The organism is Pseudomonas sp. MPFS, assembly GCF_022537035.1.
Taxonomy (GTDB): Bacteria; Pseudomonadota; Gammaproteobacteria; order Pseudomonadales; family Pseudomonadaceae; genus Aquipseudomonas; species Aquipseudomonas sessilinigenes.
Genome location: NZ_CP066123.1, coordinates 4,864,189 through 4,883,670 on the forward strand (window position 1 = coordinate 4,864,189; position 19,482 = coordinate 4,883,670).

At 62.2% G+C, this 19,482-nt stretch carries 20 protein-coding genes; 11 read left to right on the forward strand and 9 right to left on the reverse strand.

Annotation, left to right across the window (positions count from 1 at the left end):
- Window positions 1-5 precede the first annotated feature (5 nt).
- The 3 genes from I9018_RS22125 to I9018_RS22135 are packed head-to-tail and all read left to right on the forward strand — an operon-like array spanning window position 6 to window position 2,731.
- Window positions 6-1,421 carry a lipid II flippase MurJ gene (locus tag I9018_RS22125; RefSeq protein WP_241107520.1) on the forward strand — a complete coding sequence of 472 codons (1,416 nt, stop codon included), beginning with the start codon at window positions 6-8 and terminating at the stop codon, window positions 1,419-1,421.
- Between the two features lie 16 nt (window positions 1,422-1,437).
- Entirely contained in the window at window positions 1,438-2,388 is a 951-nt protein-coding gene (locus I9018_RS22130) for a glycosyltransferase family 2 protein (RefSeq protein ID WP_241107521.1), read from the forward strand.
- Entirely contained in the window at window positions 2,357-2,731 is a 375-nt protein-coding gene (locus I9018_RS22135; protein ID WP_241107522.1) for a hypothetical protein, read from the forward strand. The genes I9018_RS22130 and I9018_RS22135 overlap by 32 nt, the downstream gene beginning before the upstream one ends.
- Before the next feature lie 46 nt (window positions 2,732-2,777).
- On the opposite strand, the gene glp is transcribed toward I9018_RS22135, so the two are convergent.
- Window positions 2,778-3,965: a gephyrin-like molybdotransferase Glp gene (gene glp, locus I9018_RS22140; RefSeq protein WP_164487375.1), complete on the reverse strand. Its 1,188-nt coding sequence runs from the start codon at window positions 3,963-3,965 to the stop codon at window positions 2,778-2,780.
- Between the two features lie 22 nt (window positions 3,966-3,987).
- A complete protein-coding gene (moaB, locus tag I9018_RS22145) occupies window positions 3,988-4,527 on the reverse strand; it encodes a molybdenum cofactor biosynthesis protein B (RefSeq protein ID WP_068581573.1) in 540 nt (179 codons plus the stop codon).
- Window positions 4,528-4,772: 245 nt separating this feature from the next.
- Here moaB and I9018_RS22150 point away from each other — a divergent pair, with 245 nt between their 5' ends.
- Complete coding sequence (locus I9018_RS22150; protein WP_241107523.1) at window positions 4,773-4,994, forward strand: YgdI/YgdR family lipoprotein; 222 nt, start codon at window positions 4,773-4,775, stop codon at window positions 4,992-4,994.
- Window positions 4,995-5,069: 75 nt separating this feature from the next.
- Here the strand turns inward: I9018_RS22150 and I9018_RS22155 are convergent, their stop codons facing one another.
- The 6 genes from I9018_RS22155 to I9018_RS22180 form a co-directional block, all read right to left on the reverse strand.
- Window positions 5,070-5,960: a pseudouridine synthase gene (locus I9018_RS22155; RefSeq protein WP_068581580.1), complete on the reverse strand. Its 891-nt coding sequence runs from the start codon at window positions 5,958-5,960 to the stop codon at window positions 5,070-5,072.
- Window positions 5,961-6,037: 77 nt separating this feature from the next.
- Window positions 6,038-6,358, reverse strand: coding sequence for a transcriptional regulator (locus I9018_RS22160; protein ID WP_068581585.1), 321 nt, complete (start codon window positions 6,356-6,358; stop codon window positions 6,038-6,040).
- Between the two features lie 40 nt (window positions 6,359-6,398).
- Complete coding sequence (locus tag I9018_RS22165) at window positions 6,399-6,845, reverse strand: S24 family peptidase (protein WP_241107524.1); 447 nt, start codon at window positions 6,843-6,845, stop codon at window positions 6,399-6,401.
- A 111-nt stretch (window positions 6,846-6,956) separates the two neighbouring features.
- Window positions 6,957-7,193 (reverse strand): glutaredoxin family protein, encoded by a 237-nt coding sequence (locus tag I9018_RS22170; RefSeq protein ID WP_124348212.1) that lies wholly within the window; start codon window positions 7,191-7,193, stop codon window positions 6,957-6,959.
- A gap of 75 nt (window positions 7,194-7,268) precedes the next feature.
- On the reverse strand, window positions 7,269-8,240 hold the full coding sequence (locus tag I9018_RS22175) for an acyltransferase family protein (protein WP_124348213.1): 972 nt from the start codon (window positions 8,238-8,240) through the stop codon (window positions 7,269-7,271).
- Between the two features lie 36 nt (window positions 8,241-8,276).
- Complete coding sequence (locus tag I9018_RS22180) at window positions 8,277-9,371, reverse strand: acyltransferase (RefSeq protein WP_068581595.1); 1,095 nt, start codon at window positions 9,369-9,371, stop codon at window positions 8,277-8,279.
- A 243-nt stretch (window positions 9,372-9,614) separates the two neighbouring features.
- Here I9018_RS22180 and I9018_RS22185 point away from each other — a divergent pair, with 243 nt between their 5' ends.
- Window positions 9,615-11,570 carry a monovalent cation:proton antiporter family protein gene (locus tag I9018_RS22185; protein WP_241107525.1) on the forward strand — a complete coding sequence of 652 codons (1,956 nt, stop codon included), beginning with the start codon at window positions 9,615-9,617 and terminating at the stop codon, window positions 11,568-11,570.
- Window positions 11,571-11,629: 59 nt separating this feature from the next.
- Here the strand turns inward: I9018_RS22185 and I9018_RS22190 are convergent, their stop codons facing one another.
- Complete coding sequence (locus tag I9018_RS22190; RefSeq protein WP_068581600.1) at window positions 11,630-12,838, reverse strand: ammonium transporter; 1,209 nt, start codon at window positions 12,836-12,838, stop codon at window positions 11,630-11,632.
- A 336-nt stretch (window positions 12,839-13,174) separates the two neighbouring features.
- Between I9018_RS22190 and I9018_RS22195 the strand changes: the two genes are divergently transcribed.
- The 6 genes from I9018_RS22195 (at window position 13,175) to I9018_RS22220 (ending at window position 19,427) form a co-directional block, all read left to right on the forward strand.
- Entirely contained in the window at window positions 13,175-13,489 is a 315-nt protein-coding gene (locus tag I9018_RS22195; protein ID WP_068581604.1) for a YqjD family protein, read from the forward strand.
- A gap of 1 nt (window position 13,490) precedes the next feature.
- Window positions 13,491-13,880 carry a phage holin family protein gene (locus I9018_RS22200; RefSeq protein WP_068581605.1) on the forward strand — a complete coding sequence of 130 codons (390 nt, stop codon included), beginning with the start codon at window positions 13,491-13,493 and terminating at the stop codon, window positions 13,878-13,880.
- Window positions 13,877-14,218 carry a hypothetical protein gene (locus I9018_RS22205; protein ID WP_241107526.1) on the forward strand — a complete coding sequence of 114 codons (342 nt, stop codon included), beginning with the start codon at window positions 13,877-13,879 and terminating at the stop codon, window positions 14,216-14,218. The genes I9018_RS22200 and I9018_RS22205 overlap by 4 nt, the downstream gene beginning before the upstream one ends.
- A gap of 95 nt (window positions 14,219-14,313) precedes the next feature.
- Entirely contained in the window at window positions 14,314-15,477 is a 1,164-nt protein-coding gene (locus I9018_RS22210; RefSeq protein ID WP_241107527.1) for an EAL domain-containing protein, read from the forward strand.
- A gap of 129 nt (window positions 15,478-15,606) precedes the next feature.
- A complete protein-coding gene (locus I9018_RS22215; protein WP_068581612.1) occupies window positions 15,607-16,938 on the forward strand; it encodes a deoxyguanosinetriphosphate triphosphohydrolase in 1,332 nt (443 codons plus the stop codon).
- An 821-nt stretch (window positions 16,939-17,759) separates the two neighbouring features.
- Window positions 17,760-19,427 carry a ShlB/FhaC/HecB family hemolysin secretion/activation protein gene (locus tag I9018_RS22220; RefSeq protein WP_225926593.1) on the forward strand — a complete coding sequence of 556 codons (1,668 nt, stop codon included), beginning with the start codon at window positions 17,760-17,762 and terminating at the stop codon, window positions 19,425-19,427.
- Window positions 19,428-19,482: the final 55 nt, after the last annotated feature.

Consider the following 19,482-nt stretch of genomic DNA (forward strand, 5'->3'; position numbering starts at 1 on the left):
TTTCCATGTTCGGCGCAACCTTGTGGCTGACCCTGGCCACCCTGACCGGACTTGCCGCGGGATTTGCCCGGGAATGGCTGTTGGTGGCCGCTTGGGGCGCCGGTGGCCAGAGCGACGGCTTCCTGGTGGCGATGTTCCTGCCCGAGGCCCTGCGCATGGCCCTGGCTGCCGGCCTGCTCAGCGCTGCCGCCTTGCCGCTGTATCAACAGCGCTCGCCCTTGGAACAACAGGCCTGGCTCAGCGCCCTGGCACCGCGCCTGCTGCTCTGCGGCCTGCTGCTGGCTGGCCTGCTCAGCCTTGGCGCCCCCCTTTGGGTACGCCTGATCGGCCCGGGCCTTGGCAGCGACGGTTATGCCCTGGCCAGCGGTGGCCTGCACTGGCTGGCCTGGTGCGCCCCGGGGTTCATCCTGCACAGCCTGTTCTGCGTCCCGTTGCAGGCGCGCTCGCGCTTTGTCCTGGCAGGGCTGGGCTCGTTGCTGTTCAACCTGCCACCCGTGCTCTACCTGGCCAGCATGCAGCATGCCGCCAGCCCCAGCGGGCTGGCGGCCGCCTGTGTGCTGGGCAGCCTGCTGATGCCCAGCGTGCTGCTGCCCTCCGTGCTGCGCGATGGTTGGCGTCCCTGGCGTATTCAGGGGGCGCCAGGGGCCGGTCGCGAGCTCCTGCAACGCATAGGTCCGTTGCTGAGCAGCAACCTCGCCAGCCAGGGCCTGGCCTTGCTGGAACGCATGGCGGCCTCGCTGCTGGGTGAAGGGGCTGTCACCTGGATCAACCTTGCACGCAAGCTGATCAACCTGCCTCTGATCGCCCTGATGAGCCTCAACCAGGTACTGCTGGGCCTCATGAGCGGCAGTTCCGGGGAGCAGCGCCTGGATCTGTTGCGCAAAGGCCTGAGCAGCGCCACCTTGCTGACCATTCCAGCAGTGGTGGGCTTGATCGGTGCGGCCGCATCGCTGGTGCACCTGTTGCTGCCATCCCAGGCCGCCGACAGCCCCCTGCCGCATCTACTGGCGTGGTTCTCGGTGCCCTTGATGTTCGGCGCCTGGAATGCGCTGCTGGCACGCTATGCCTATGCGGCGGGAGATACCCGCATGCCCCTCAACTGCGAGCTGGCCGGCAGCCTGCTCAACGCCCTGCTGCTGGCCGCACTACCGTATTTCCTGGGCTTGATCGGCATCGCCCTGGCGGCCATCTGTGGCGTGCTGCTCACCGGCTTGTTGCTGATGCGGCGCCAGCAACTGCTGGGCCTGCTGCCGTGGCGCAGCCATTGGCTGATTGGCCTGTGCGGCATGTTGCTGGCAGCGCTGCTCCTGCATCCATTGACCTCGATCGCCTGGCAATTGGGCTTGAGCAGCGCCTGCGGCCTGTTGCTATTGCTGGGCCTGGCCGCCTGGTTGCGCCCCTGGCGCCAGAACCCGACCTGAACCGGAGGCAACGATCATGTCCACACTGCGCGTGGCCTGTGTGATCCCCACCTACAACGGTTGCCGGGACTTGTCCCGGCTCCTGGATTCCCTGGCCATCCAGAGTGCCGTCTTCGACACCCTGATCGTGGATTCCAGCTCCAGCGATGGTACCTACGAACTGGCCGTGTCCCGTTGTGCCAACGTACTGCGCATCGACAGTCGCGATTTCAATCACGGCGGCACCCGGCAATTGATGGTGGAGCGCAATGCCGACTACGACGTCTATGTCTTCATGACCCAGGATGCGTATCTGGCCGATGCCGAGGGCATCGCCAACATCGTCGCGCCCTTCGCCGACCCGCAAGTCGGTGCGGTATGCGGGCGCCAGTTGCCGCATCTGGATGCCAGCCCCCTGGCCACCCATGCGCGATTGTTCAACTACCCGCCGACCTCCCAGGTAAAGAGCCTGGCCGATGTACCGACGCTGGGTATCAAGACCGCCTTCATGTCCAACTCGTTCTCGGCCTATCGTCGCGAGGCACTGATGCAGGTGGGCGGTTTTCCCAACCATGTGATTCTTTCCGAGGACATGTACGTAGGCGCCAAGATGCTCCTGGCGGGTTGGAAGGTGGCCTATGAAGGCCATGCCTGCTGCCGCCATTCACACAACTACAGCCTCAAGGAAGAGTTCCGTCGCTACTTCGACATCGGCGTCTTCCACGCCCGCGAGCCATGGATCCGCCAGGCCTTCGGCGGCGCCGGCGGCGAAGGCTTGCGTTATGTCAGATCCGAGCTTGAGTTCCTTGGCGGCGATCGATTGCTGCAATGGCCAGGGTCGCTGCTACGCAATGCCTTGAAATTGTTCGCCTATAAACTCAGCCAGCAGGAACGCTATCTCCCCCTAGGCCTGAAGAAAAGACTGGGAATGTACAAGGGCTATTGGAACGGGCCCTATGCTTCTGCGCAGGCCAGGACGCTGCCGTAACTTTTCTGACTCAAAAAAGCGAAATGCCCTGATTGATCCGCTGGTGCCGATCAGTGACTGTGACCGGCAGGCGCTGACGCCTCCAACAGGGAAGTACAACGTCATGAACGACAAGGGGCTTTATCCAGGATCGCACACACCACTCAACCCCATTAAAGGCAACGCCTGGCTCACAGGCAGCCCAGCCAAGGAACGCTACGAATCGCATCCCCCACATTCCAGGCTGCAATCGACACTCAAGCGCATGGCCTGGCTGGCCCTGGCCGCGTCGCTAGTGGCCGGCCTGGTGACCTGGGGGTTTCATAGCCGTTTCGGCCTGCTGCTCTTGCTACTGTTACGTTGAGCTGGCTGCAATGGGCTCGCTTCGAGCGGGCCCATTGCTCCAGGCTTCAGTCCAGCAACTCGCTCAAGGGAATGAAACTGACCTGATCACCTTCGACCAGGGTCCGGCCTTCGAGCACCTCCACCAGGCCTTCCGCCCATGCTGCACTGCGCAAGACACCCGAACTCTGGTTGCGATAGATGATCGCCCGCCCTTGTTCCATGCGCCCTCGTAGATATTCGCGACGATTACCCGGCTGGGGCCAGGCGAATCCGGCTGCGACCTCGAAACGAAGGGGCTGGACCTGCTGTACACCTTGGCGCCGAAGCAGGTAAGGCCGCGCGAGCAAGGCAAAAGTCACCAGGGTCGATGCAGGATTGCCAGGCAGGCCGATCACCGGCACTCCACGAAAATGCCCGAAAGTCAGCGGTTTACCTGGCTTGATCGCCAGCTTCCACAGCGCCAATTCACCGGCCTCGCGCAGGGCCAAGCCAAGAAAGTCCGCCTCGCCCACCGATACGCCACCGGTAGAAAGGATCAGGTCAACGTCCTTGAGATCCGCCAGGCGCTGGCGGGTCGCTTCCAGATCGTCGGGCAGGATTCCGCCATCCAGCACTTCACACCCCAGGCGCTGCAACCAACTGCATAGCAGTACCCGATTGCTGTTGTAGATCTGTCCCGGGCCTAGGGACTGGCCCGGTTCCACCAGTTCATCGCCGGTGGACAACACCGCCACACGAACCCGTCGAACCACTTCCAACTCGGCACATCCCAGGGATGCCGCCAGGCCCTGCTCGATCGGCCCCAGGCGGGTACCGGCAGCGAGGACCTCCTCCCCCACCGTGGTTTCCTGGCCTTGGGGACGGATATTTTGCCCGCGCTTCAGAGGCTCGGTGAACAGCACGCGCTGGTCATCCTGGACCTGGGCATTTTCCTGCATCTCGACGCAATCCGCGCCGGCCGGTACCGGAGCACCGGTAAAGATCCGCGCGCAGGTTCCAGGCTGCAGTGGCTCTGGCGCCTGCCCGGCGAAAATCCGCTGGCTGACCGGCAGGGGAAGCCCCTTCCAGTCTTCAAGACGCAGCGCATAACCATCCATGGCACTGTTAGGCCAGGGTGGCAGGTCCAGGCTGGAAACCAGCGGCTCGGCCAGTACCCGCCCATGGGTGGCCGCCAAAGGCAGGCGCTCACGCTCGGTGATCGCCGAGGCCTCGGCCATTGCCAGCAGACGCTCGAGTGCCTCCTCCACGGGCATCAACGCACCGAGCTTGCCTGGCTTACCCACGGGATTCACAGGGGGCCGCCTGCTTCAGGTGAGGTACGAAGTTGCAGGGTCGATGCCGTGAATCCAGTTGTTCGGCCAGAATGCCGTCCCAACCGGTACGCACTGCATTCGTGGAGCCTGGCAAGCAACACACCAGGGTTCCATTGGCCAAACCGGCCAAGGCCCGCGACTGCACGGTGGAGGTGCCGATATCTGCTACGGAAATCTGGCGGAACAGCTCGCCAAAACCATCGACCTGCTTATCCAACAGGCAAGTAACGGCCTCTGGGGTACTGTCACGACCGGTGAAGCCGGTGCCACCGGTGATCAGTACCACCTGTACCAGGTCATCGGCGATCCAGGTAGCGACCTGGGCGCGGATCTTGTACAGGTCGTCCTTGAGCAGGACCCGTTCCGCCAGGCGATGGCCTGCGGCACTCAGGCGATCGACGAACAGTTGTCCGGAGGTGTCGGTCTCCAGGGTTCGGGTATCGCTGACGGTCAATACCGCAATGTTCAGCGGAGCAAAAGGTACATCAGCCTTGGCTTTCATAGGCTCGGTCCAGTGATGGGGGAAACAGGCCGGTGTTATATCACAGCACTTTGGAGCGTCGGCGCCTCTCCGGTAATCGGCCGATGATTCCCAGCCACCGCCAATCAGGCACAATGCGCCGCTTGCAATCAGCGAACGCCTGCGATCTGCCCGGCAACGTGGCAGAATGTCCCTGGCCAAGGAACTTGCAGGCGTTGTATACGTCTGAAGACCAGCACTCAAAGTACTTATTTCGGAGACACACAATGACTCAACGGACCCTCGCCACTCTCATGCTCGCACTGGGCCTGGCCACTCTCGCCGGCTGCGCCTCGCCGACAGTGCTCACCCTGAATGACGGTCGCGAAATCCAGGCCGTGGATACCCCTAAGTTCGACAGTGATTCCGGCTTCTACGAGTTCGAACAACTGGATGGCAAGCGGACTCGTATCAACAAGGATCAGGTCCGTACCGTCAAAGAACTGTAAGACTGACGACTGTCGATCTGAAAGCGACAAAACCCGCCTATAGCGGGTTTTGTCGTTTCTGGGCCCGGGGCAAGCTCACCAGTCGAGGCTGATGCGACTCTCGAACTCACGCGCCTGCCCAGTCAGCGGATCAGTGAAGCGCAGGCCCTGGGCCAGGAGTTTCAACGGCTGGCCCAGGTCATCCTCGACGTCCTTGAGCACCTCGGGGTAGAACGGATCATTGGCGATCGCTGCGCCAAGGGCGCTCATATGCACCCGCAACTGGTGCTTCTTGCCCGTTACCGGGTACAGGGCATAGCGCCACAAGTCGCCATGCTTTTCCCGGACATCGATAAGCGTCTCGGTGTTACTTACACCTTCAACCTCCTGCATGCGAAAGAACGGTTCCCCATCCACCAACCGGCTTTTATGCAGCAGCGGAAAAGCCAGCTCCGGCAAGGCCCGGGCAATGGCTTCGTAACGTTTCTCTATTTGCCGGGTCGGAAACAGCGCCTGATAGGCCGAACGGCTATCGGGGTTGGCAGAGAACAGCACTAACCCCGCCGTGTGCCGGTCGATGCGATGCAAAGGCACCAAATGAGGATTGTCCAGGCGCCGGATCAGACGCCGGAGCAAGGTCTGCTCGACATATTCCCCCGCCGGGGTCACCGGCAAGAAATGCGGTTTATCCGCTACCACCAGGTGTTCGTCGACATGCAGGATCGTCTCCTGGACCGGGATCACCTTCTCGTCCGGAACTTCCCGGAAATAGTGGATACGCAGGCCTTCGCGATAACCCAACTCCAGGGCGATGGGCTGGCCCTGGCTATCCAGTACCCGGCCACGAGCGATACGGTCCAGCCATTGTTCACGGCTGATGGCCTTGAAGTGATCGCACAGGCAGTCCAGCACCGTCGCCCAAGAACCTGGGGGTAGGTACAAGGTGCTGGCCTGATGCTGTGCCGCAGAAAAACTCGCGCAAGACATACAAAAACTCGAGGGATCGATCCAAAACGGCATTATCCAACAGCGATCCCCCACAGCCTAGGAACAGTTTGTCCCGTTCAGGCACAAGACTGCCTGGCCTGTGCAGCCGCCTCAGTAAACTCCTTGAGCCAGCGCAGTACATCTACCGCCTCCCACCGCCCCGGATCGTAAAGGGCATACAGCAGTCCCTGATACCCGACTACATCCAGTTGCCGATGATAGCCAGCGCGCTGGAACAGGGCTTCGATCTCGGCGAAGCAGGTATTGAAATGCAGCTTGTTGAAGGGTGTCTTGCCTTCAGTCACCAGCCCATCCAGGCGTAACTCAAGCACCGCCTCACGGACCACATCGGTGGACATGCTGTTCACGCTATTTTTAAGTTGTTCGACATTGACCATCATTTATTCCTTTAACGATTCCGGGACTGCGCCCCATCCTTCAGGGCTGCTTGTGCCCGACATAACTGACCACCCACAGCACAACGCCCCAGATCTCTATGGAGTCCAGATCGTCCAGGACAATGGAAGGGATTGAAGGCCGCGCCGCCTTGAGCAACAGGCCACCGCGAGGGTCGGGAGCCAATAGGCGCAATGAATACTCGACATCACCTTCGGGCCGCACCACCAGGTACTGATCCACCACCGGTACGGCCGAACGATCGACGATCAGCTGGTCCCCGGGATAGATCCCGAACCCGAGCAGGTTGTCATCGTCCACCAGCAAGCCATGAATTTGCGGGGCTCCGAGCCCCAGGGTCCGGTCCAGGGAAAATCCGCTGCCCGTGGGCTCATGGGCAATCGGGGCATGATCATTGGCGCCCAGCTCCAGGATGGGGGCTGGCAAGGGTTGCGAGCGTTCGATAGCGGTCAGGAAAGTGAGAGACATGACGAGGCTCCTCGATAACTGTATGGGCATACAGTAAACGAATCATCGAATCTCGCCAATGAATTCCAACCAGGGGCGACCAACGGAAGCATCCGGGTGCCAAGGCCAGGCTCAGCGCAGGAAGGCCACCACTTGTTCAGCGTCGAACGGCCAGCCCAGCTCGGCGCCGCTGTCCACCCGGCGCAACACCGGGATGCGCAAGCCATAGGTTTCGAACAGCTCCTGGCTCTCGGCGATGTCCACCAGTTCGACCAGCAGGCCGTGCTCCACCAGCGGCATCAGCTCGGCCTCGGCCAGTTCGCACAGGTGGCATCCAAGGGTGCCGAACAATTGGCATTCAGGGGGCATCGCGGGACAACCGTTGAATTGGGGAACAGGCACCCATTGTAGAACCTGAAGGAAAAAGCCGTCGACCCGCCAGGGTCAAAGAATGAATCGCACTCGACGGCTAGCCAGGATCAGCAGTGGTGCCACGGCGAACGCCAACACCAGCACCAGCAGTGCCATCTGGTTGCCGTAGGCCAGCCCTGCCGACAGTGCGCCATAGACGAACCAGGGATGCACGTAATACACCGCCGACGACAACTTCGCGGGGTAACTGCTGTGGCTGGCCCTGAAGTAGGCCTGGGGCAGCAAAAACAGCGCCGGGGCGATCACCAGCAGCGATACGAGAAAATCGAAGTTCTGCTCGACATCGGCCCGAAGTGCAAAATTCAGCGCCGCCTCGCCCAGGATCAACACCAGTCCCAGGATCAGCCAGCCCCACAGGACTGGCCGGCCAACACGCTGCGCCAGCTGGTGGCGGGCAGACAGAAAACCGATGGCCATGAACGGAAACCCCATGAACAGGAAGTTGCGCGCGGTGTAGTCGTTCTGGTTGAAGTGCTGGACAAAAGCATTGGGCAACTCGAAGTAGACCCGCGCGTATTGCAGGCACAGGCCAATCAGGAACGCCACCAGCGCCAGGCCGATCAAGGCCCCCGAACGCCATTTGCGCAACATCAGCAATATCAGGCCACCACCGAGCATGCCCAGCAGATACCACAGGTGGAAATAACCAATCAGCAGCTTCTTCAGCACTCCCAATATCCCGCCGATACTGGCGATGGTCGCCGGATCGACGTACTGCGGGCTGTAGACCAGCATCCAGAACAGGTAGATCAGCAAGCCCCGCTTGAACCACTGGCCGAAGGAATGCCCGCCCTCCAGGGTCTGGTACAGGTAGTAGCCGTTGATGATGAAGAAGGTCGGCACCGCCACTCGGAACAGGCCGTTGCACAGCAGATAGCCGGCCCAGGTGTAGTTCCCCCCCAACAGCTTGCAGTGCAGCAGCACGACCATGACGGCCAGCAAGACCTTAAGGGCATCGAGATTTCCGTTGAGGACTTTCGACATGAAATGGCTACCCGAACAGGCAGGAGGAATCCCGGTCTACACCGGATCGTAGTGTTTGCGCTTGGTGCTTGAGCTGAAACGACGCTTGCAGTAGGCCGTAGCCCTATCAAGGATAGGCTTCTCATAGAACTGGTAGCCCACCCAGCCATAACAGACCACCGCCGCCATCATCAGCACCAGGAACACCAGGTTATCCACATAGCTGGCCGGCCACGCACCCACCACCTGCCAGGCCCGACCCACCACGCCCAGTACCAACAGATGGGACAAATAGATGGTGTAGGACATGTCGCCAGTGGCGGTCAAAAATCCCGGCATCCGGATCAGTTGCCGCCGCTCCAGCAACGCCAGGGACAGCACCAGGGTGCCGAAGGTCAGTCCTACTGCCAGCATTCTCGGCAGCCCCTCGGTCAGGAACAGCCGATTGGCGTAGATCAACGGGAACCCCACCAGCAAGGCCGCCGCCAGCGCTCCCCAGACCAGCGCCGCAGGCACCCTGGCGCTATGCGGGCCATAAAAGAACAGGGCCAGGGCACTGCCGACGATGAACTCCAATGCATAGGGATGCAGCATGATCTTCAAGGCCGGGGAGTAATCCTGCCAGTCCTGCAACAGGTTGAAGAGCACCAGTACCGCCGCCCATGACAACAGGATCAACGGCAGCAGCCGCTCCTTGAAGAATAGGAACAGGGTGAACATCAGGTAGAACCACAACTCGAACAACAGCGACCAGGCCACCATCACCAGCAGCACCCGGTCATTGGGCAACAGCAGGAAGGACATCCACAGGTTCGAACCGCCGTGGGAGCTGTTCACCAACGCCGGCTGCCACAGGTACACCCCCAGGGTGATGAAGAAATACAACCAGTAGGTGGGATAGATCCGCGATAGCCGGTTGAACAGGAAGCGCTGGGTCTCGACGCTTTTCTGGAAACGTCCGCGACTGACGATCACCATCACGAACCCGCTGATGACGAAGAACAGGTCGACCCCGAGCTGGAAGAAATCCAGAAAGACCGGCAGCAAGGTATCGCCACCGGAATACTTGGTCTCCACCGACATCATGTGGAACAGCACCACGCCCAGGACCGCGGCACCACGCAACCCTTGCAGTGAATACAGACGCTCCATATACCTCTCCGGCTCCTCACTGGCAGGGCCCGTCAGACCTTGGCAAAGACACGGCCATGCGTGGCCCCATGTTGCGTGCACAGCGTGCATCGACAGTGTCTGAGCATAGCGAAGGCTCGTGAAGATGAGACATTCTCGATAAAGAATGACTTGTGTCAGCGCGACCCTGCGTCGCTCGAGCGATCCTCCTGGCTTTTTTGCCTCTAGGCTTTGCCCTGCTCGCCCCTCGTCCGGAGATCGCCGTTGTTTGCCAATCTGTTGATCATTCTCGCCTCCTCACTGGTAGTCATTGCGCTGTTCCGGCGCCTGAGCCTGCCACCGGTACTGGGTTACCTGTCGGTGGGGCTGATGGTCGGCCCTACGGCCCTGGATTGGGTCAACGACAGCGAAGACCTGCCGGACCTGGCGGAACTGGGCGTGGTGTTCCTGTTGTTCTCCCTGGGCCTGGAGTTCTCCCTGTCGAAAATGCTCGCTCTGCGCCGCGTGGTGTTCGGCCTCGGCAGCCTGCAAGTGGCCTGTACCGGCCTGGTCCTGGGCGCGCTCCTGGCACTGTTCGGCATGCCGTTGAGCTCGGCCTTGATGCTCGGTACGGGGCTGGCGCTGTCTTCCACGGCCATCGTCAGCAAGGAGCTGACCAGCCTCGGCGAGATTTTCAGCAGCCATGGCCAGAATGCCATCGGCGTGTTGCTGTTCCAGGATGTGGTCGCAGTACTGCTGCTGACGCTGGTTCCGGTGTTCGCCGGCAATGCCGAGCAGGCCTGGTACTGGGCCCTGCCGGCGACCCTGGGCAAGACGGTCGTCTTGTTCGTCGGCCTGCTGCTGGCCAGCCGCTGGCTACTGCCACGGCTATTTCATGAAGTCGCCGCCTCCCACTCCGCCGAGCTGTTCGTGCTGCTGGCCCTGGTGATCGTCCTGCTGACCGCCTGGCTGACCCACCTGTTGGGCCTGTCGCCCGCCCTGGGAGCCTTCCTGGCCGGCATGCTACTGGGAGAAAGTCACTACCGGCATCAGATCGAGGCCGATATCCGGCCCTTTCGCGACATCCTCCTGGGGCTGTTCTTCGTCAGCATCGGCATGCTCATCGACCTGCAACTGTTCATCGACCACAGCCTGCTGATCATCGGCCTGACCCTGGCCCTGCTGCTGATCAAGGGTACGGTGGTGGCCGCCCTGCTCAAACTGCGCGGCAGCGACGGTGAAACCGCCTGGCGCAGCGGCCTGGCCCTGGCCCAGGGCGGTGAATTCTGCTTTGCCCTGATGGCCCAGATGCAACTGGGCCAGATGATTCCGGCAGAAATCAGCAGTCTGCTGCTGGCCGCCACTTTCTGCTCGATGCTGCTGACGCCGCTGCTATTGCGGGCCGCTCCGCTGCTCACCGCGCGCTTGCATCGCAAGCCCAACCAGGCCGCGCAGCTGGAAGAGATCAGCGCACAGAATGCCCAGCTGCAGGGCCATGTCCTGATCTGTGGTTATGGCCGGGTCGGCCAGTCCATCGGGCGCTTCCTGCGCCACGAGCAATTGCGCTACATCGCCCTGGACGACGATCCCGTGCGGGTCCAGGAAGCCTCGGCGGCGGAAAGCTGCGTGCACTACGGCGATTGCCGGCGTGGCGATCTGCTCGCGGCGGTCGGCCTGGAACGGGCGCGCCTGCTGGTGATCGCGGTGGACAAGAGCGACATCGCCCTGACCGTACTCAAGGCCGCCCGGCGCCTGGACAGCGCCGTGCCGATCCTGGTGCGCACCCGGGACGACAGCCAACTGGCCGAGCTCAAGGCCGCCGGAGCCAATGCCGTGGTTCCCGAGCTGCTGGAGTCGAGCCTGATGCTCGCCTCCCACGCCCTGATCATGCTCGGCCTGCCCGAGCAACGCGTACAACGCACGGTGGATGAAGTGCGCCACAGCCGCTACCACCTGCTCCACGGCTTCTACCACGGCGGCCAGAGCGACACCCAAGACAACCGCGAGCCACCCACGGTGCAGATGCACGCCGTCAACCTGGACGCCGATGCCCACGCCTGCAGCCAGCCGCTGCAGTCCCTGGCCCTGGAGCAACTGGGGGTGGACATACGCGCCGTGCAGCGTCACGGCCATGACCTGCCCCTGTCTCCCGGCCTGCAGCTGCAGGCTGGCGATCGCATCCTGGTGTCCGGGCCACAGAGTGCCATCGAAGCATGCGAAGCACGCTTGCTGGGCGGTTAAGGGCGCAGCGGGCGCGTCCTGGACGGCAACGAGCCAGGCCGGCGGGCGACCCTGCAGCCCTACTCCTGATTGACCGCGCCGATCTTGTGCAGCGACAGGTCGGCGCCGTAGTACTCCTGCTCCTGGGTCAAGCGCAGCCCGCAAACGGCCTTGACCAGGCCGTACACGGCAAAGCCTCCCAGCAGCGCCACCAACACCCCAAGCGCGGTGCCCAGCAACTGGCTGGCCAGGCTCACACCTCCCAACCCGCCCAGCGCACTCTGGCCGAAGATCCCGCAGGCGATACCGCCCCAGACCCCACACAACCCATGCAGAGGCCAGACCCCAAGCACATCGTCGATCTTCCATTTGCCCTGGGCTGCGATGAAACACCAGACGAACAGGGCCCCGGCAATCGCCCCAGTGACCAGGGCTCCCACCGGATGCATCAGGTCCGAGCCGGCGCAGACCGCGACCAACCCCGCCAGTGGACCGTTATGCAGGAACCCGGGGTCGTTGCGCCCGACGATCAACGCTGCGACCGTACCGCCGACCATGGCCATCAACGAGTTGACCGCCACCAAACCGCTCAGGCCTTGCAGGGTCTGGGCACTCATCACGTTGAAACCGAACCAGCCAACGATCAGGATCCACGAGCCCAGGGCGAGGAAAGGGATGCTCGACGGCGCGAACGCAACCAGCTTGCCATCGCGATAACGGCCATGGCGCGGCCCCAGCAACAGTACCGCCGCCAGTGCCAGCCAGCCGCCCATGGCATGCACCACCACGGAACCTGCGAAGTCGTGGAAACCGGCACCCAAGTGCACCTGCAACCAGGCTTGCACGCCGAAATTGCCGTTCCAGACCAGGCCCTCGAAAAACGGATAGACGAATGCGACGATCAGCACCGTGGCGCACAATTGCGGGACAAACCGCGCGCGCTCGGCGATGCCTCCAGAGATGATCGCCGGGATCGCTGCCGCGAAGGTCAACAGGAAAAAGAACTTCACCAGGCCGTAGCCGTGATCGCTGCTAAGTACCGCAGCCGGTTGCAGGAAGCTCACACCGTAGGAGATCCAGTAGCCTATAAAGAAATAGGCCAGGGTCGAGACAGCAAAGTCGCTGAGGATCTTCGACAGGGCATTGACTTGGTTCTTCTGCCTGACCGTGCCCACTTCGAGGAAGGCGAAACCGGCGTGCATGGCCAGGACCATGACCGCCCCGATCAGGATGAACAGGGTGTTGGAACCGTGGACCAGGGTGTCCACAGCGCTTTGCAGGTTTTCCATGGAGTAGGCAGATCCGGTAATGGCCGTCGGCTCGCGCAAGCCTTGCAACGCCGCCCCTGCACCAAGTTGGCTCGCGGACACCCAACAGCTGTATCCGGTGAACCGTTTTGGCGCGCAAGGGGCCGTAAGCAGCGCCGCACGCAAGAAAATGACCTAGGGTTGTGATTCACTCGGCCAGGGTTTGCGCGGTCCACAGCGCTTTCCCCGCTCATTTTCAGCGCAGGCTCGAGAACCTGCGCACCAGGACAAAGCAAAAGCTGTACCAGGCAATTACAGTGAACCTTCATTCAGGGCTCATACTCATAGCTCACACAAGCCACTTAAGGAGGCAGCAGCATGGCCAGCAAAACGGCAAAGACGGCTCAAGAAGTACTGATGGCGGATTTTCAGGCACTGGTCAGTGACACCGAACGTCTGCTGGAGCACACCGCAACCCTGGCCGGCGACCAGGCCGACGAGTTGCGCGAGCAGATCCACGAAAGCCTGCTCAAGGCCCGGGAAACCCTGCAACTGACCGAAGACTCCCTGCGCCAGCGTGGCCAGGCCGCGGTCACCGCCGCGCAAGACTACGTGCAGGCAAACCCCTGGCAGTCGGTGGGCATCGCCGCCGGGGTGGGCTTCCTGATTGGCCTGCTGGCGACACGGCGCTGATATGGCGATCGATGAATCCAACGCCTCCGGCCATGGCCCGAGTGCATCCTCACGACGCCTGGGAGCGGCGGTCCTGGGCCTGCTGCACAGTCACGTCGAGCTGTTCGGCATCGAGTTGCAGGAGCAAAAAGCCCGGACCGTGAGCCTGTTGCTGTTCGCCGGCCTGGCCCTGGTATTCGCCTTGCTGTTGCTGGTAGGGCTCTCGGCGCTGGTGTTGATCCTGCTGTGGGACAGCTATCGCCTGGCCGGGATCATCGGCCTGTGCGTGTTCTATGCCCTGGCAGCGATCTTCTGCGGCTTGCGCCTGAAATCGGCGGTGTTCGACGAATCATCGCCCTTCCATGCCACCCTTCAGGAGCTGGCCAATGACCGGGAGCGCCTGTTGCCATGAACCTGCCTGAAATTCCACAGAACAGCTCCCGCCGGGAAATGCGCAAGGCCCTGATCCGCCTGCGCATGGAAATGCACCGCCAGGAGATCCGCCACGAATCCCAGCAACTGCTGCAACCGCTGCAACGCATGCGCAACCTGGGACAAAGCTGGCAGGACGGCCTGGGCATCAAGCACGCCCCTCTCTGGGGCGTGGCAGTGGTGACCTTGCTGGGCTTCATCACCGGCAAGGGCGTCAAGAACGGCGGCACCAGCAGCCTTGCCCGCCTGGTGCGCCTGGGTACCAGCCTGCTGCCGCTGATCAAGCTGGTGTTGCAGGGCTCCTCGCGCAAAACCTGATCAGCCTCATCTGGCTGCATTCTTGCTACGCAACCCGGACCGGCCCTGAACCAGGTGCTGGTCCATGCCGTTTTGACGCCCTATGAGGAGGCCTTGTGATCGACGGGCAACCGCTCGCCTGTTTCCAGCCATTCATCGACACCGCCACCGGGCGCATCGCCGGGGTCGAGGCCCTGGGGCGCCTGCGCCTGGGCAACGACCAACTGGTATCGGTAGGTCCGTTGTTCAGCGAACCACGCACCCCGGCCAGTGCCTTGCGCCGACTCGACCGCCAGATCCGCGAGGATGCCCTGCGGCGCCTGCACCAGGCCCCGCAGGACTGGTTCCTGAGCCTGAACATCTCACCACGCTGGATCAGCCTGTTGCGGCCCGGTCAGCCACTGCCAAGCCTCAAGCAACTGCAACACCACCACATCGATCCGCGACGCATCGTCTTCGAGATCACCGAGCTGGGCGGGAACAGCCAGCGCCTGGCCCAGGTCGTGGAGCGTTATCGCCAGGCCGGGGCGAGGATCGCCATTGACGACTTCGGCGCCGGCTACTCGCAACTCGACCGGGTACTGGCCCTGCAACCGGACATCCTCAAGCTCGACATGCGGCTGTTCCAGGCCGCGGCCCGTGGCGGCCCCAGCAGCGATGTGGTCAAGGCCCTGGCGCAGATGGCCGAGAAAACCGGCTGCTGGATCATCGCTGAAGGCGTGGAGACCGAAGCCGAGCTGGACTTCGCCCTGGAATGCGGATCACGTTATGTGCAGGGCTTCCTGTTCGCCCAGGCCCAGGAAGGGTTCTTTGCCAGCGACACCTTCGTCCAGCCCTTCGCACGCCTGCGCGAGCGCTATGTGCGCGACAAGCTCGAGGAGCGCCATCGCCTGATGCGCCTGCGCCAGCAATTGGCGCAACTGATGAACCTGCTGCAGCCATGGGCCCTGGCCCAGGCCCCCGTCAGCCAACTGCCCAGGCTCGAGGCCTTTCCCTGGCTACTGCGCTTCTATCAGTGCGACCGCCACGGCACCCAGCTGACTCCGAACCTGGAACGGCGCCACGGCGCCTGGCACGTCGACACCAGCTACGTCGGCCACAACTGGTCCTGGCGCCCGTACTTCTACCACCTGCTGGCCGAAGGTTGGGAGGAACGCCGGCTGATTCTTTCCAGCACCTATCGCGACGCCACCAGCAACCAGTATTGCCTGACCGCCGGCCAGTTCTTCGCCAACGGCCAGCGCCTGCTACTGATCGATATCGATGCCGCCGGGCTCTAGCGACCCGCCGATCGCTGCGCCGCGCCGATCCGCGGCATTTACTTGCACAGCAGCCCCCTACGCCCTCTTGCAGCCAAGCGCGGGAACCCGGAAGCTGGGCACTTTGTGTTTTCTTCGGAGAGACCCGCCTTGGATTGGCAGACCCTGCTCAACCGCGAACGCCTCGGAAAGCCAGTGCACAGCCCGGAAGAACTTGGCCGTAGCCCTTTCCACAAAGACCATGACCGCATCATCTTTTCCGGCGCCTTCCGCCGCCTGGGCCGCAAGACCCAGGTGCACCCGGTATCCAGCAACGATCATATCCATACGCGCCTGACCCACTCCCTGGAGGTCAGTTGCGTCGGCCGCTCCCTGGGCATGCGCGTCGGTGAGACCCTGCGCAACGCCCTGCCCGAGTGGTGCGAACCCAGTGACCTGGGCATGGTGGTGCAATCCGCTTGCCTGGCCCACGACATCGGCAACCCACCCTTCGGCCACTCCGGCGAGGATGCCATCCGCCATTGGTTCCAGCAGGCGGCCGGGCGTGGCTGGCTCGATGCGATGAGCGAGGCCGAGCGCCTGGACTTTCTCAATTTCGAGGGCAATGCCCAGGGTTTCCGGGTCTTGACCCAACTGGAATATCACCAGTTCGATGGCGGTACCCGACTGACCTACGCCACCCTGGGCACCTACTTGAAATACCCCTGGACCGCGCACCATGCCGACGCCCTGGGCTACAAGAAACACAAGTTCGGCTGCTACCAGAGTGAACTGCCCCTGCTCGAACAGATCGCCCACAAGCTGGGCCTGCCGCAGCTGGAGGAGCAACGCTGGGCCAGGCATCCCCTGGTGTACCTGATGGAAGCTGCAGACGACATCTGCTACGCCTTGATCGACCTCGAGGACGGCCTGGAGATGGACCTGCTGGAGTACGCCGAGGTCGAATCCCTGTTGCTCGGCCTGGTAGGCGACGACCTGCCGGAAACCTACCGCCAGCTCGGCCCCGAGGATTCGCGCCGGCGGCGCCTGGCGATCCTGCGGGGCAAGGCCATCGAGCACCTGACCAACGCGGCGGCCCGTGCCTTCGTCGAACAGCAGGACGCGCTGCTGGCCGGCACCCTGCACGGTGACCTGGTGGAACACATGCACGGCCCCGCCAAGCGTTGCGTACTCAACGCCAAGGACATGGCCCGCAAGAAAATCTTCCAGGACAAGCGCAAGACCCTGCACGAGATCGGCGCCTATACCACCCTGGAGATTCTCCTGAACTCCTTCTGTGGCGCTGCGCTGGAACAACATGGCGGCAGAACGCCTTCATTCAAGAACCGGCGGATCCTCGACCTGCTGGGTAACAACGCACCGGACCCGAGCTGGCCTTTGCACAAGTCTTTCCTGCGGATGATCGATTTCATCGCTGGCATGACCGACAGCTACGCCAGTGAAATGGCCCGGGAAATGACCGGCCGCTCCAGCCCGCAGTAATCTCCGCTACCCGGCACCTCGCCCTTGCGGCAGGTGCCTGATATCAACCACGACACCTGCCCCGCGACTAAGGGATTCCCCTAGTCCATCTAACGAAGGCTGCGCCTGAATACTGGCAAGACATTCCCGCCAGGCTCCCGAAAACACCCATAGATCGCCGCAAGCAATACAACCGAATGATTCTAAGGAAAACCCTTAGTTCAAAAACGAAATCACCCTAAATAAAAAATAGAGCAACAACTCAACTAACAAGATAAACAGCAAGATGAAACCAGTTAGTTCACTACTGAATATTCCAACAGACTCACAAAATTAAACATCTCCACCCTAAATTCATCAGGCGCCCCACCTTCCAGCATCTGTCATTTCTGGCGAAAGCCTTGCCAGCAAAGGCCAGGAGTAAAATTTAGTTAGCCTTCTATGCGTTTACAATTTACGTACAAATAGTACTTTTGGTTTCGGATAGTCTCGATTTCAACAGGAAATTTCCCCGCTGAACGCCCTCCATAAAAATAATTCCGCGCTGCGCTGTAACGTTTCCACGGCTACTCACTCAACCCTTTTGTCATACCTGAAACTGCACTGAATCACCCGGTACTCACTCAGGAACTGTCACTCTCGAGCACTTGAACATTGCTCCTCGATATAGCTGTCGTTGGGATTTGATGTTCATAGGGCAGAACTAAAAGCGACGTCACTAGTTGAGCCCGCTAACCGGCTTCTCTGTTGTTCGTCACTTGGCCTTTTTACAGTAAGGACACCAAGTGCCCCATTCATCACGTACTGAACGCTCTCTTCCTATTCGCACCGGCGGTTGGGGCCTGGTTTGTTTGCTGGGCCTGGCGTACCTGGGCCCGGCCCAGGGCGACGACTTGCAACCCGGCCAGGAAGCCCTGCGCCTGCAACAGCAGCAACAACAGAACCTGCAACAGCTGCAATTGGAACAGCGCCAGCGACAGATGCAACGGGGCAGCTTCAGCGGTACCAAGACCGAGGCCGGCGTGCCCGAACAAACCGCCAGCGACAGCCGTTGCTGGCCGTTGAGCGGTACACGCATCGGTGGCGTCAGCCTGTTCGACAAGAGCCGCGTCAATGCCTTCATCAAGCCGTACGTGGCGCCGTGCATGGGGGTCAACCAGATCAACCAGTTGCTGGCCGCCCTCACCCGCCTCTATGTGGAGGCCGGCTACATCGCCAGCCGCCCCTACCTGGCCAGCGCTCCAGCCGCCGGGCACAGCCTGGATATCCTGATCGAGGAAGGCTACGTCGAGGCCATCGAACTGGCCGACCAGAGCCTGCCAGTGTCGTTGCGCGGGGCGTTCCCGGGAGTGCTCGGCAAACCCCTGAACCTGCGGGACCTGGAACAGGGGCTGGACCAGTTGAATCGCCTGCGTTCGCTGGACCTGACTGCCGATATCGCCCCGGGCAGCCAACCTGGCGCTTCGCGGATCATCCTGCGCTCACGCAGCAGCGCTGCGCGCTGGGGCCTGGGACTTGGCCTGGACAACCTCGGCAGCGCCGGCACCGGGCGCGACCGCCAGTCATTGAACTTCAACCTCGACAGCCCCTTGCAGCTCAACGATGCGCTGAACCTGAACTACAGCGACACCCTCAACCAGGGGCCGCGCTACAGCCGCAGCAGCAGCCTGTTCTACTCCGTGCCCTATGGCTACTGGACCTACAGCCTGTTCGCCAGCCATGCCGAGTACCGCTCGCCGCTCAAGCTGGCCCGCACCACCCTCTACAACAGCGGCCGTACCGACATGGTCAGCGCCCGTGCCGACCGGGTGCTGTGGCGCGGCCAGGGCCACCAGCTCAGCGCCAACCTGCAACTGGCCTACAAGGACGTCGACAGCTACCTGCAAAAAGCCCATCTGCAGATCCAGAGCCCGACCCTGACCGTGGCCGAGACCGGGCTCAACCTGTTCTGGCTCAACAGCGCGGTCTGGAACCTGGACGTCAACTATGCCCAGGGCCTGACCTGGTTCGGCGCCGACCGCGACTCGCAACAAGTACAACGCAACCTGCCCAAGGCACAGTTCCACAAGTACCGCGCCAGCCTCAGCCAATGGCGCAACGGGCAACTGGGCGGCCAACGCTGGCAATGGCAGAGCCAACTCTCGGCGCAGTACAGCCCGGACCCGCTGCCAGCGATCGAGCAACTCCTGGCCACCGACGATTCGGCGGTGCGCGGTTACCGAGTCAACAGTGTCTCCGGGGCCATCGGCGCGGTGTGGCGCAACACCCTGCGCCTGCCCCTGGACAGCGACCTGCCGGTGAAACTCACCCCACGCCTGGCCCTGGACAACGGCTGGATCAAGGCCGACCACGGCGCCCAGAGCCGACACCTCGCCGGTGCCAGCGTGGGCTTGAACCTGGCCTGGAAAAAACTGCAGCTGGACCTCGACTACCAACGCAGCCTGCAAACGCCGCAGGGCCTGCGAACGGAGCCGGAAACCTGGCTGGCCAGGATCAGCCTGCAGATCTGACCAACCGCCGATTTAGCCTGAATCAATCGATGAACCTGAGCCCCATGGGCCGTTG